The sequence below is a fragment of the Sphingomonas sp. genome (assembly GCF_036402235.1).
GTDB lineage: Bacteria > Pseudomonadota > Alphaproteobacteria > Sphingomonadales > Sphingomonadaceae > Sphingomonas.
The window spans coordinates 159,875-171,359 of sequence record NZ_DASWTG010000019.1 but is presented as its reverse complement, the minus strand read 5'-3'; the positions used below and the strand labels follow the sequence as shown (position 1 = coordinate 171,359).

Below are 11,485 nucleotides of genomic sequence, written 5' to 3'. Positions count from 1 at the left end.
ACGCGGCGTGCGAATTGGTTCCACCAATGCGGTCGAAGCGCGGCTTACGGGTAAAGCTGGCGGGCGTGGAGCAGGCGGAGAATACGAACACGATCCTCGAACACGCGGTAGACGAGAATATAATTGGGATGGACGATCAACTCGCGCGTGTCGGCGAGCCGCCCGGGGTCGGTAGGCAAGCGGTAGCGTCAGCGCGTTTTCGGCGCCTTCGCGAATCCGTATCTGGAGTCGAAGCGCAGCGGCAAGATTGCGCTCGGCGATAAATTCGAAGATGTCGCGCAAGTCGCGCCGCGCGTCAGCGGCCCAGACGAGCTTGCGTTGCACGGTGCTTTTCGATGATCGCGTCGATCTCCGCCATCACCTGGTCGTGAGGCGTGTCGGGTTCGGTCGAGGCAAGCGCAGCCTCCACCTGAGCGCGAAACCACTTGTCATGGGCTTCCGCTTCCTCCTCGGTGTCGAATTCCGAGTAGATGGGGTCGAGCTTCCCCATGTGTGGAAATATGCGCCGCTAGCCCGCCGCGCGCAAGATCGTGAGCTTCGCCTTGCCGTGGACGCGTTCGGCGTCGATCTCAAAGCCCGCGACCTCGACCGCTTCATTCTTCGCGGTCTCGATGCTGATCCAGGTGGCGGGGCCGGTCCAGCCGAGGCGGGCGAGCTTGTCGAGCGCGACCGATCCCGCGCCGGTGCCATAGGGCGGGTCCATCAGGATCAGATCCATCGGTTTCGGCGCCGGGCCGAGCGCGAGGACCGAGGTGGCGCGGATGTCGGCGCGCACGCCCAGCCTTTCGGCATTGGCGCGGAGGGCGTCGAGCGCGGCACGGTCCTGCTCGACGAACAGGCACGAGGCGGCGCCACGCGAGAGTGCCTCGAACCCCAAGGCGCCCGAGCCGGCGAAGAGATCGGCGACGGCGAGATCCTCGAAGCTGCCGACGCGGCTCAGGAGCATCGAGAACAGCGCCTCACGCGTGCGATCGGCGGTGGGGCGGGTGGCGTCGCCTTTCGGCGCAGCGAGCGGGCGGCCGCGCCACTGACCGGCGATGATCCTCATTTGCGCGGCCCCCGCTTGCCCGGCGGGCGGGGGCGGCGATCGCCGGAGCGATAGCGGCGCTTGGGACGGTCGAGCAGCGGGCCGGCGTCGTCGTCCACGCGCGGGCGGGCGGGTTTGGGCTTGGCGGGTTTTGGCGCGGTGACGCTGCGGGGATCGGCTTCGCGCTTCGATTCGGCGGCTGTGCGCTGGCGCCGGCGCTGGCCTACGCCGAACTTTTCCAGTCCGGTGGGACGGGGCTTCTCAGGCGCCGCGCCTCCGCCTGACCGTTTCGCTTGCCTCGGGCCCCCTCCACCACGCGGCTTCGCCGCGCGGTCCCCCTCCCCGTTCCGGGGAGGATTTGTAGCAACCGCCCTGCGGCGTTCAGCACGGTTCGGGGCGGTGTCAGGCATTGGAGCAGTTTCGGCCGGGGTTTCCGCCTTCACCGCCTTGACCTTGCTCGACAGCTGCAGGTTCGACGCGACCTTGCCGCCGCCGGGGCCGGCGAGTGCGTTGCGGAACAGGATCAGATCGTGCTGGCGCACCTCGTCGATCGCGCCCGCCGGCATGTCGCCGAGATGGAAGGGGCCGTAGCGGGTGCGGATCAGGCGGCTGACCTTGAGCCCGAGATGCTCGAGCACGCGGCGCACCTCGCGGTTCTTGCCCTCGGTCAGGGTGAGCTCGATCCACACATTGGCGCCGGTGCGGCGTTCGAGATTGGCGTCGATCGAGCCGTAGCGCACCCCCTCGATCTCGATACCGAGCATGAGGTCTTCGAGCTGCGCCTGGCTGACCTCGCCATAGGCGCGGGCGCGGTAGCTGCGCTCGACCCCGGTGGCGGGGAGCTCGAGCTGGCGCTTGAGCTCGCCATCGGTGGTCATCAGCAGGAGGCCCTCGGTCGCGAGGTCGAGCCGGCCGACGGGCATCAGGCGGGGCAGGCCCCTGGGCAGCTTGCTGTAGATGGTCGGGCGGCCTGCGGGATCGCGCTCGGTGGTGAGCAGGCCTGACGGCTTGTGGAAGCGGAACAGGCGCGCGGGCGCGGGAGCTGCCACCGGATTGCCGTCGACCGTCACGCCGCGCAGCGAGGGGAGGACGGTGGCGGGGGTCGTCAGCGTTGCGCCGTCGATCGCGACCCGCCCCTCGGCGATCATCCGCTCGACCTCACGGCGCGACGCGATTCCGGCACGGGCGAGCAGCTTTGCGATGCGTTCCCCCTCTCGGGGCGCGTCCTGGGATGATGGCGGGGACATTCGCGGCGCGATACAGCGGGTTGGCGTCTGGCGCAAAATTCTTGTGCGGCCGGAGCCGCGAACCGGCCTAGCGCGTTCTGGCGGCGTAACATTGTGGGTGGGTCATGTTGTTCGGGAAGAAGAACCGGCGGGTCACACGGCTGCTGATCGTCGAGGACGAGCCGCTGGTCGCGTTCGACATCGAGCATTTCCTGACCGAGGAGGGCTTCACGGTGGTCGCCACCACCGATTCGGTGGGCGAGGCGATCGGGCATATCGGGAGCCGCAAGGCGATCGACCTGGTGCTGGTCGATCTGGGCCTGCGCGACGGCGACGGCAGCGCGGTGGCCCATGCGGCACAGGCAAAAGGCCTGCCGGCGCTGATCGTGACCGGGCGGCGGCCCGACGCGGTGGAGGCGATCGGCCTTGGCTGCCTGTTCAAGCCCTATCCGCAGCGAGACCTGCTGCGTGCGATCGCGATCGTCGAGGCGCTGCTCGACGGCAAAGCCCCGCGCCGCGTGCCGGCGAGCCTGAAGCTCTTCCAGTCCGTCGCCTGAAGGGCTTTGCATCGCCGTTTTTGCCGCTAGGGTCGCGCGATTGCCGGACAAAGGGGCGGGGATGCAGCGGACGGAAGAGAAGAGCGGTTTCGGTTATGTGATCGCTCAGCTTGGGCTGGTGGCGGCGCTGGCGTCGCTGCTGCTGCCGTGGATGTCCGCGACGCTGGTCGGCGCTTCACCGGTGATCGGCCGCGGGATCGACATCGCGAGGGGCGTCACGGGGCCGGGTATCAGTCTCGCGCCGTCCATGACCTTCAACATCGCGCTGATGGTGGTGCTGATCACGCTTGGGGCGAGCCTGATCTGGCGGCAGCGCGGCGGGGCGTCGATGCTGGTCGCCGGGAGCGTGGTCGGGTTGGCGCTGATCCTGATTGCCGCGCTCTACACCATCTATGCGCCGCCCAAGGCACTGCGCGAGGCGGGCGCGGTGTTCGCGCCTTCATTCGGGCTGTTCGCCGGCGCAGGCGCGCTGATCGTGGCGTTCTTCGCGGCGCGTGCGGTTGCACCGGCGAACTGGCGCGACGAACTGCCCGAGGCGGTGCGCCCCTATTTCGAGACCGCGCCGCTCGCCGCGCTGGCGCTCGGCATCTCGTCGGGCTTTCCCTATGCGATGATCGGCGCGACGCTGACCTCGCGGCTGGCGCAGCAGGGGATCGACAAGTCGACGATCACAGCCTTCACGCTGGCGATCCTGGTGTATAACCTCAAATGGATCTGGGCGTGGATCGTCGATGGCGTGCACATCCCGCTGCTCGGCAGGCTGGGGCAGCGCGTATCGTGGCTGATCGTCTCCGCGGTGCTGGTCGCGGCGGCGGTGGTCAATCTGGCGCTCACCCCGCCTGATCCGAACAATATCGCTCCGATCATCACTGCCGCGATCCTGGTCGGCGTGGCGGGCGCGACCTATGACATCGTGATCGACGGCTTCCGAATCGAGATCCTGGAGCCGCGCCAGCTCGGCGTCGGATCGGGCATGTCGCAATATGGCTGGCGCATCGGGTCGGCGAGCGCGGGCGCGCTGGCGCTGGTGATCGCGGCGCGGATGGGCTGGGAAGCCGCCTATATGGCGTGCGCGCTGTTCGTGCTGCCCGCGGTGATCGCCGGCATCGTCGTCGGCGAGCCGGCGCGGCACCGCGAGGCGGCGCAGCGCAAGGGTATCCGGCAGGTCGCGAGGTCGATCTGGGGGCCGTTCCAGCAGTTCTTCACGCGTGAGGGCGCGCTGATCGTGCTGCTCTTCATCCTCGTCCACAAGCTGGGTGACACGCTGAGCCAGTTGACCGTGAGGCTGCTGTTCGACGACCTTGGCTTCAGCAACGATGAGATCGCCTTTTACGATGTCGGGCTCGGCTTCTTCGCGCTGATGATCGGCATCTTCGTCGGCGGCATCCTCTATGTCCGCATGGGGATGAAGCGGTCGGTGCTGCTGAGCCTGGTGCTGATGGCGATCTCCAACCTCTCCTTCGCGGGGCTGGCGGCGATCGGCCATTCGAACCTGGTGATGGCGGCGGCGATGTGCTTCGAGAACTTCGCGAGCGGCATCGGCGGGGTGGTGCTGGTGGCGTATTTCTCGGCGCTCACCGACCTGCGCTACACAGCGGCGCAATATGCGCTGATCTCTGCTGCCGCGAGCATCGTCGGGCGGTTCATCACCGGCACCAGCGCGGGATCGCTGATCGAGGCGATGGGCTATGTGAACTTCTATCTGCTCACCGGGGCGGTGGCGGTGCCGGGGATCGTCATCTTCTGGTGGATGATGCGCACCGGTCTCGTCGACCGGTCGATCGGCAATGCCGGGACCGAGGGCGAGGGCGGCGCCCGGGCCGATGCGGAACCCGAAGCGGCACGATGATCGTCTGGCTCGCCATCCTTGCGGTGCAGGTGACCTGCGTGGTGCATCTGGTGAAGACCGGGCGCAATCCGCTGTGGCTGACGGCGCTGATCTTCCTGCCGATGGTCGGCGCGATCGCCTATTTCATCGTCGAGATCCTGCCCGGATTGCAGGGCAACCGGCATGTGCGGACGGTGCGCGCCAAGGCGACCGCGGCGCTCGACCCCGAGCGCGAGCTGCGCGCGGCGCGCGACGCGCTGGAGCTGACCGATACGGTGGCGAACCGGGTGCGGCTGGGCGACGCGGCGGGCGAGCTCGGCCGGTGGAGCGAGGCCGAAGCGGCCTATCGCGAGGCGCTGGCCCGGGCGCCCGACGATGCGCGGACACAGGCCAAGCTGGCGCGCACGATCTTCGAGCAGGGGCATGCCGGCGAGGCGCTGGGGCTGCTCGACGGGCTGGAACCGCCCGCGGGGCAGGGCGAGCGCGACCGGCAGACGCTGTTGCGCGCGCGGATGCTGGAGCATCTGGGCCGCAACGAGGAGGCGCTGGCGCTCTACGGCGATGTCGTCACCAGGCTGCCGGGCGAGGAGGCGCGGTGCCGCTATGCCGCGCTGCTTCTGGCCGAGGGCTGGGAGAACAAGGCGCGCAAGCAGCTGGAGGAGGTCGAAGCGCGCGCCAAGCGGCTCGACCGGCAGCAGCGCGCGGCGGAGGCCGAGATGTACCGCTGGGCCGCCGAGACGCTGACGCGGCTGCGCGCGAAGGACGCAGCCTAGGCTTCTAGGCTTCGAGCGGCAGGCCGAGATCGGCGAAGGCGTTGGCGAGCGCGTGCGCGGTGGCGAGGACGCCGTCGGCCTGACGCACGCCGAGCAGGTCGGCGAGCAACAGATGCGCGCGCGCCGGATCGTGGGGCGCGCGGGCGATGCTCTCGAGCGTCGCGCTCTCGGCCGCGGTCATGCGTGCGCAGCACCAGGGCGCGATCTGGATCGGGCCGGCGGAGGCGGTGGACATCTCTGCCATCAGCGAGCGCAGCAGGACCAGCGGACGGCGGAAGTCGCGGCCGAACGCGGTGACGAAGGCGTGCGCCGCGGCAGCGTCGTGAAGGCCGCCCGCGCCCATCTGGCGGATGCCGAACAACAGCAGCCGCGCGCCGGGATCCTCCGGCTGGAGGCGGGGCAGGGCGTGGCCGAGCGTTGCGATTGCGGTCATGCGGCGGACTCCGGATTCGATTCGTCCGGCTATCCTGACAGACTGTTATTGATAGTCAATCGCAATAAGAGTCAGTCGGGGAGCTCGTCGTTCGCGCGGAGCACCTCGCCTGCGAGGTAGAGCGAGCCGAGGATGAGGATGAGCGGTGGCGAACCGTTCGAGCCGAGAGCCGCGGCGATGCGGCGCAGTGCCGACTCAGGGTTCTGGGCGGTGGCGGTTGCCGGAATACCGAGCCTGCGTGCGGCTTGGGCGAGATCGGCTGGCGCGTGATGGGCGTGGCCGGGGACGGGGATCGCGGTAAGCGAGGCGGCGAGCGGCGCGAAGGGCGCGAGCAGGCCGGCGGCGTCCTTGTTGGCGAGCATGCCGAGGACGAGGTGGATATCGCGGCCCTGCGCCACCTGTTCCAGCGCAGCGCTGACGGAGTGCGCGGCCGCCTCGTTATGGCCGCCGTCGAGCCAGAGCTGGCCTCCGGGCGGGAGCAGATCGAGCAGCGGGCCGGGAGAGAGGCGCTGCATGCGTGCGGGCCAGCGGGCGGCGGTGGCGGCGGCCGCGAGCGCGGCGGACGGTATTGCCAGGCGCTGCTGGTGACGCAGCGCGGCGAGGGCGAGCGCGAGATTGCCTGGCTGGTGCGGCCCGGCCAGCGCCGGGAGCGGGGTTTCGACGGTGCCGTTGGCGTCGCGATAGAGGAGGCGGTCGCTCGCGACTTGGTAATCCCAGGCATGGCCGCATGTCAGGACGGGTGCGTCCGCTGCGCCCGCGACCTCGGCGATGCGTTCGGTGACGGATGCGGAATAGGCCATCGTGACCAGCGGGACGCCGGGCTTGGCGATCCCGGCCTTCTCCCCCGCGATGATTTCGGCGGTGTCGCCGAGGAACGCCTGATGATCGATGCCGAGCTGGGCGATCGCACAGGCGGCAGGGGCGGGAATGACGTTGGTGGCGTCGAGGCGGCCGCCCAAGCCGACCTCGACGATGCAGGCATCGGCAGGCGTGCGCGCGAAGGCGAGGAAGGCGGCGGCGGTCGTCACCTCGAAGAAGCTGGCGCCGATATCGCCGCCGGCGTCGAGAACTTCCTCGAGCAGCGTGGCGAGAGCGTCGTCGTCGATCAGGTTACCGGCGAGGCGGATCCGCTCGTTGAAGCGGACGAGGTGCGGGCTGGAATAGACGTGCGCGGTGAGGCCCGCGGCCTCGATCGCGGCGCGCAGGAAGGCGCAGGTCGAGCCCTTGCCGTTGGTGCCGGCGACGTGGAGCACGGGCGGAAGGGCAAGGTGCGGGTTGCCGATGCGATCGAGCAGTGCTGTGATGCGGCCGAGGCCGAGAATGTCGGCGCCCGGGCCGAGCGCCCAGAGGCGATCGAGCTGGCGCTGGACGGCAGGGTGGGATGAGGTGGCGTGGTCGGGCATTGGCGAGTGGCTCTAAAGCCCCTCCCCTTTAGGGGAGGGGTTGGGGTGGGGGCGTCGTCGCGAAGCCCGGCCAGCGGTCGGGAAGGGAGCTCAACTTTGCAAGGATCGTTTGAAGGACGCCTTCCAGATTCTCCCGAACCTCGGCGTTCGAGAAACGGAGCGTCGTGAAGCCGGATCGGAGGAAGTAGATATCCCGCGCTTCGTCACTTTCGGGGGAATGGGTGTCTCCATCCAATTCAATGATCAACCCTTTGGATGGGCAGAAGAAGTCGACGATATAGGGCGCGAACTTCGCTTGCCGACGAAATTTGTAGCCGCCGAGTTGTGAGTTGGAAAGGTGACGCCAAAGGCGGATTTCCCATTCGGTGGGGTTGCGACGCAGCTGCCTGGCGAATTCGGATAGCTCGCGTTCGGTTGCCATGTCGCCCCCACCCCAACCCCTCCCCTGAAGGGGAGGGGCTTTTATGCCGCCGCCTTATCCCCGCCGACCAGCAGCCCGATCAGCTGGCTGAGCTTCTCGCGCAGCTCCTTGCGGTGGACGACCATGTCGATCAGGCCGTGGTCGAGATAATATTCCGACGTCTGGAAATCGTCGGGCAGCTTCTCGCGGATCGTGTTCTCGATCACGCGGCGGCCGGTGAAGGCGAGGGTGGCCTTGGGCTCGGCAATCTGGACGTCGCCCAGCATCGCATAGGCCGCCATCACGCCGCCCGAGGTGGGATCGGTGAGCACGACGATATAAGGCAGGCCGGCGTCGTGAAGCATCTGGATCGCGACGGTGCTGCGCGGCATCTGCATGAGCGACAGGATACCCTCCTGCATGCGCGCGCCGCCCGAGGCGGTGAAGACGATGTAGGGCGCCTTCGCGGCGATCGCGGCCTCGACACCGGCGATGAACGCTTCGCCCACCGCCTGGCCCATCGATCCGCCCATGAAGGCGAAGTCCTGCACGCCTATCACTGCGCGCTGGCCGTCGATCGTGCCGCTCGCGTTGAGGAAGGCATCCTGCTCGCCGGTGCTGGCACGCGCGGCCTTTATGCGGGCGGGATAGGGCTTCTGGTCGCGGAACTTGAGCGGATCCTCGGTCACCTTCGGGCTGGGGAGGATGGTGTAGCCCGGGTCGAACAGCTGCTCGAACCGCGCCTTGCCGCCGATCCGCTCGTGATGGTCGCAGATCGGGCAGACCGACATGTTCTCCTGCAGCTCGCGGGTGAAGACCATCTGCCCGCAGCCCTTGCACTTGTGCCAGAGATTGTCGGGCGTCTCCGCCTTGTTCGGGACGACGAACGACAGCGCGTTGCGGACGCGGGTGAGCCAGCTCATGCGGGTTCCTTTCGAGCGGCCTTGAGGGCTTCGCTAAGGGATTGGATATAGGTGCGGACCGCGGCGGGCGCATCGGCGCCGTTGGCCGCGATCAGATCGATGATCGCCGAGCCGACCACCACGCCGTCGGCGACGCGGCCGATCGCGGCAGCCTGCTCGGGCGTGCGGACGCCGAAGCCCACCGCGACGGGCAGGTCGGTGGCGGCCTTGAGCTTCGCGACCGCGGCCTCGATGCTGTCCTGCGCGGCCTGCTGCAGCCCGGTGATCCCGGCGACCGAGACGTAATAGAGGAAACCGCTGGCGCCGCTCAGCACCGCGGGCAGGCGGGCGGCATCGGTCGTAGGGGTCGCGAGGCGGATCGTGGCGATACCGTGCGCGGCGAAGGGCGCGATCTCATCGGCCTCCTCAGGCGGGATGTCGACGATGATCGTGCCATCGACGCCCGCTTCCGCCGCCCGCTGCGCGAAGGCTTCGGGCGTCGGGCGGGTCATGGTGTTGGCATAGCCCATCAGCACCAGCGGCACTTCCGGATGGCGCCGGCGGAAGGCAGCGGCGATGGCAAGGACGTCCGCGGTGCGCGTGCCCGCGGCGAGGCTGCGCAGGTTGGCGGCCTGGATCGCCGGGCCATCGGCCATCGGATCGGTGAAGGGCATGCCGAGCTCGATCACATCGGCGCCGCCGGAAACGAGCGCGTCGAGGATCGCGGCGGTATCGCCGTCCCCCGCGGTGACGAAGGTGACGAGCGCGGCGCGGTGCTGCGCGGCGGCAGCGGCGAAGGCGGAGGTGAGGCGGGTCATCGCGCCAACTCCGTCATCCCCGCGAAGGCTGGGGTCTTGTGCCGCTGGGCGCGCGCCTGTGGATAGAGACCCCAGCTTTCGCTGGGGTGACGGGATATGTCGGGATTGCGGTTGAGGCTCATATCTCCGCCCCCATCGCCTGGGCGACGGTGTAGATATCCTTGTCGCCGCGGCCGGAGACGTTGACGAGGATGATCTGATCCGCGTTCATTTCCCGTGCCTTGGTCTCCAATGCTGCCAGCGCGTGCGAGCTTTCGAGCGCCGGGATGATGCCTTCGAGCTTGCAGCAGAGCTGGAAGGCGTCGAGCGCCTGGGTATCGGTGATCGGAAGGTACTCGACCCGGCCGCTTTCGTGCAGCCAGCTATGCTCGGGGCCGATGCCGGGATAGTCGAGGCCGGCGGAGATCGAGTGCGCCTCGGTGATCTGGCCGTCCTCATCCTGCAGCAGATAGGTCTTGTTGCCGTGGAGGATGCCGGGCGCGCCGCCGGTGAGGCTGGCGGCATGCTCGCTGGTGTCGATGCCCTTGCCCGCGGCCTCGACGCCGACCATCGCGACGTCCGGATCGTCGAGGAAGGGGTGGAACAGGCCGATCGCATTGCTGCCCCCGCCGACTGCGGCGATCAGCAGGTCGGGCAGGCGGCCCTCGGTCTCGAGCATCTGCGCCCGGCTCTCGGTGCCGATCACGCTCTGGAAGTCGCGCACCAGCTCGGGGTACGGATGCGGGCCGGCGGCGGTGCCGATGATGTAGAAGGTGTCGTGCACGGTCGCGACCCAGTCGCGCAGCGCCTCGTTCATCGCATCCTTGAGGCTCTGCGAGCCACTGGTGACGGGGCGGACCTCGGCGCCGAGCAGCTTCATGCGGAACACATTGGGCTGCTGGCGCTCGATGTCCTTGGCGCCCATGAAGATCGTGCAGGGCAGGCCGAAGCGCGCGCAGACGGTGGCGGTGGCGACGCCGTGCTGGCCCGCGCCAGTTTCGGCGATGATCCGCTTCTTGCCCATGCGGATGGCGAGCAGGATCTGGCCGATGCAGTTGTTGATCTTGTGTGCGCCGGTGTGGTTCAGCTCCTCGCGCTTGAAGTAGATCTTCGCGCCGCCGTAGTGCTGCGTGAGGCGTTCGGCGAAATAGAGCGGGCTGGGGCGGCCGACATAATGCTTCATCAGCCCGTCGAACTCGGCCTGGAATGCCGGATCCGCCTTGGCCGCGCGGTACTCGCGCTCGAGATCGAGGATCAGCGGCATCAGCGTCTCGGCGACGTAGCGGCCGCCGAACTGGCCGAAATGCCCGCGCTCGTCGGGCTGGTTACGCAGGGAGTTGGGCGCGTTCATCGTGAGGGGCGTTTAGGCGCGACTTGGCTTATCTCCAAGCCCCCTTCGCCCTGAGCTTGTCGAAGGGCCATTCCCGCGATGTCGGCCGAAGAAGAACAATGCTTCGACAACCCCGGATCAGGTCCGGGGACGAACGGATCAGAGGGACTCGACCGTCTTTAGAAACGCGGCGATCTTTGATGCGTCCTTGACGCCGGGCGCGGATTCGACGCCGGAGGAGACATCGACCAGCCGGGCGCCGGTGATGCCGACCGCTTCGGCGACATTGGCGGGATCGAGGCCACCTGACAGCGCCCAGGGCAGCGGATGGACGAAGCCCTGGAGCAAGGTCCAGTCGAAGCGCATCCCCATGCCGCCGGGGAGCTTCGCGTCCTCGGGCACCTTGGCGTCGTAGAGCAGGCGCTGGACCGCACCGCGGAAGCCGTTGGCGGCATCGAGATCGGCCCGGGTCTTGACCGCGACCGCGGCCCAGACCGGCAGGCGGGTGCGCGCGCCGATCGCGGCGGCGCGCTCGGGCGTGACGCGGTGGAGCTGGATCGCATCGAGCCGCGCGGCGCGGATCGCAGACTCGAGCAGCGTATCCTCGGGATCGACGAACACGCCGACCTTGCCGGTCTGGGCGGGCACACGCGCCGAGAGCGCGGCGGCCTGATCGAAGGTCACATGGCGCGGAGAGGGCGGGAAGAAGACGAAGCCGACATGACTGGCGCCACCGGCCACGGCCGTGTCGAGCGTCGCGGCGGTGGAAAGGCCGCAGATCTTGGCAGTGACCGGCATCGCCGCCGTCA

The 11,485-nt window shown here is 68.7% G+C and carries 14 protein-coding genes and 1 pseudogene; 3 read left to right on the top strand and 12 right to left on the bottom strand.

The window, feature by feature from the left end:
• Positions 1 to 44: 44 nt before the first annotated feature.
• From VGD28_RS03965 to VGD28_RS03945, 5 genes and pseudogenes are all read right to left on the bottom strand, one after another.
• Complete coding sequence (locus tag VGD28_RS03965) at positions 45 to 179, bottom strand: type II toxin-antitoxin system mRNA interferase toxin, RelE/StbE family (protein WP_331027018.1); 135 nt, start codon at positions 177 to 179, stop codon at positions 45 to 47.
• Positions 180 to 234: 55 nt separating this feature from the next.
• Positions 235 to 324 (bottom strand): annotated as a pseudogene (locus VGD28_RS03960) (type II toxin-antitoxin system mRNA interferase toxin, RelE/StbE family); the annotation flags it as partial.
• Entirely contained in the window at positions 296 to 490 is a 195-nt protein-coding gene (locus tag VGD28_RS03955) for a stability determinant (RefSeq protein WP_331027017.1), read from the bottom strand. The gene VGD28_RS03955 and the pseudogene VGD28_RS03960, both read right to left, overlap by 29 nt.
• Before the next feature lie 18 nt (positions 491 to 508).
• Entirely contained in the window at positions 509 to 1,048 is a 540-nt protein-coding gene (gene rsmD / locus VGD28_RS03950) for a 16S rRNA (guanine(966)-N(2))-methyltransferase RsmD (protein WP_331027016.1), read from the bottom strand.
• Positions 1,045 to 2,274 carry a pseudouridine synthase gene (locus VGD28_RS03945; protein ID WP_331027015.1) on the bottom strand — a complete coding sequence of 410 codons (1,230 nt, stop codon included), beginning with the start codon at positions 2,272 to 2,274 and terminating at the stop codon, positions 1,045 to 1,047. Before VGD28_RS03945 ends, rsmD begins: the two co-directional genes overlap by 4 nt.
• 104 nt (positions 2,275 to 2,378) lie before the next feature.
• Between VGD28_RS03945 and VGD28_RS03940 the strand changes: the two genes are divergently transcribed.
• From VGD28_RS03940 to VGD28_RS03930, 3 genes are all read left to right on the top strand, one after another.
• Positions 2,379 to 2,810, top strand: a complete 432-nt coding sequence (locus VGD28_RS03940; protein ID WP_331027014.1) for a response regulator — start codon at positions 2,379 to 2,381, stop codon at positions 2,808 to 2,810.
• Between the two features lie 475 nt (positions 2,811 to 3,285).
• Entirely contained in the window at positions 3,286 to 4,659 is a 1,374-nt protein-coding gene (locus VGD28_RS03935; RefSeq protein ID WP_414714462.1) for an AmpG family muropeptide MFS transporter, read from the top strand.
• Positions 4,656 to 5,411 (top strand): tetratricopeptide repeat protein, encoded by a 756-nt coding sequence (locus VGD28_RS03930; protein WP_331027013.1) that lies wholly within the window; start codon positions 4,656 to 4,658, stop codon positions 5,409 to 5,411. Before VGD28_RS03935 ends, VGD28_RS03930 begins: the two co-directional genes overlap by 4 nt.
• Before the next feature lie 4 nt (positions 5,412 to 5,415).
• Here VGD28_RS03930 and VGD28_RS03925 read toward each other — a convergent pair whose 3' ends face one another.
• From VGD28_RS03925 to VGD28_RS03895, 7 genes are all read right to left on the bottom strand, one after another.
• Positions 5,416 to 5,844 (bottom strand): DUF6628 family protein, encoded by a 429-nt coding sequence (locus VGD28_RS03925; RefSeq protein WP_331027012.1) that lies wholly within the window; start codon positions 5,842 to 5,844, stop codon positions 5,416 to 5,418.
• Positions 5,845 to 5,915: 71 nt separating this feature from the next.
• Entirely contained in the window at positions 5,916 to 7,247 is a 1,332-nt protein-coding gene (locus VGD28_RS03920) for a bifunctional folylpolyglutamate synthase/dihydrofolate synthase (RefSeq protein ID WP_331027011.1), read from the bottom strand.
• 28 nt (positions 7,248 to 7,275) lie between these two features.
• The gene (locus VGD28_RS03915; RefSeq protein WP_331027010.1) at positions 7,276 to 7,668 is read right to left on the bottom strand and encodes an endonuclease domain-containing protein; all 393 of its coding nucleotides are present in this window, start codon (positions 7,666 to 7,668) and stop codon (positions 7,276 to 7,278) included.
• A 41-nt stretch (positions 7,669 to 7,709) separates the two neighbouring features.
• Positions 7,710 to 8,570: an acetyl-CoA carboxylase, carboxyltransferase subunit beta gene (gene accD / locus VGD28_RS03910; protein ID WP_331027009.1), complete on the bottom strand. Its 861-nt coding sequence runs from the start codon at positions 8,568 to 8,570 to the stop codon at positions 7,710 to 7,712.
• The gene (gene trpA, locus VGD28_RS03905; RefSeq protein ID WP_331027008.1) at positions 8,567 to 9,367 is read right to left on the bottom strand and encodes a tryptophan synthase subunit alpha; all 801 of its coding nucleotides are present in this window, start codon (positions 9,365 to 9,367) and stop codon (positions 8,567 to 8,569) included. The genes accD and trpA overlap by 4 nt, the downstream gene beginning before the upstream one ends.
• A gap of 118 nt (positions 9,368 to 9,485) precedes the next feature.
• The gene (trpB, locus tag VGD28_RS03900; protein ID WP_331027007.1) at positions 9,486 to 10,697 is read right to left on the bottom strand and encodes a tryptophan synthase subunit beta; all 1,212 of its coding nucleotides are present in this window, start codon (positions 10,695 to 10,697) and stop codon (positions 9,486 to 9,488) included.
• Between the two features lie 138 nt (positions 10,698 to 10,835).
• Positions 10,836 to 11,474, bottom strand: a complete 639-nt coding sequence (locus tag VGD28_RS03895) for a phosphoribosylanthranilate isomerase (protein WP_331027006.1) — start codon at positions 11,472 to 11,474, stop codon at positions 10,836 to 10,838.
• Positions 11,475 to 11,485 lie beyond the last annotated feature (11 nt).

Coding starts and splice junctions, on each gene's coding strand:
- VGD28_RS03955 (WP_331027017.1), bottom strand. CDS start 490: ATGGGGAAGCTCGACCCCATCTACTCGGAATTCGACACCGAGGAGGAA.
- rsmD (WP_331027016.1), bottom strand. CDS start 1,048: ATGAGGATCATCGCCGGTCAGTGGCGCGGCCGCCCGCTCGCTGCGCCG.
- VGD28_RS03945 (WP_331027015.1), bottom strand. CDS start 2,274: ATGTCCCCGCCATCATCCCAGGACGCGCCCCGAGAGGGGGAACGCATC.
- VGD28_RS03940 (WP_331027014.1), top strand. CDS start 2,379: ATGTTGTTCGGGAAGAAGAACCGGCGGGTCACACGGCTGCTGATCGTC.
- VGD28_RS03930 (WP_331027013.1), top strand. CDS start 4,656: ATGATCGTCTGGCTCGCCATCCTTGCGGTGCAGGTGACCTGCGTGGTG.
- VGD28_RS03925 (WP_331027012.1), bottom strand. CDS start 5,844: ATGACCGCAATCGCAACGCTCGGCCACGCCCTGCCCCGCCTCCAGCCG.
- VGD28_RS03920 (WP_331027011.1), bottom strand. CDS start 7,247: ATGCCCGACCACGCCACCTCATCCCACCCTGCCGTCCAGCGCCAGCTC.
- VGD28_RS03915 (WP_331027010.1), bottom strand. CDS start 7,668: ATGGCAACCGAACGCGAGCTATCCGAATTCGCCAGGCAGCTGCGTCGC.
- accD (WP_331027009.1), bottom strand. CDS start 8,570: ATGAGCTGGCTCACCCGCGTCCGCAACGCGCTGTCGTTCGTCGTCCCG.
- trpA (WP_331027008.1), bottom strand. CDS start 9,367: ATGACCCGCCTCACCTCCGCCTTCGCCGCTGCCGCCGCGCAGCACCGC.
- trpB (WP_331027007.1), bottom strand. CDS start 10,697: ATGAACGCGCCCAACTCCCTGCGTAACCAGCCCGACGAGCGCGGGCAT.
- VGD28_RS03895 (WP_331027006.1), bottom strand. CDS start 11,474: ATGCCGGTCACTGCCAAGATCTGCGGCCTTTCCACCGCCGCGACGCTC.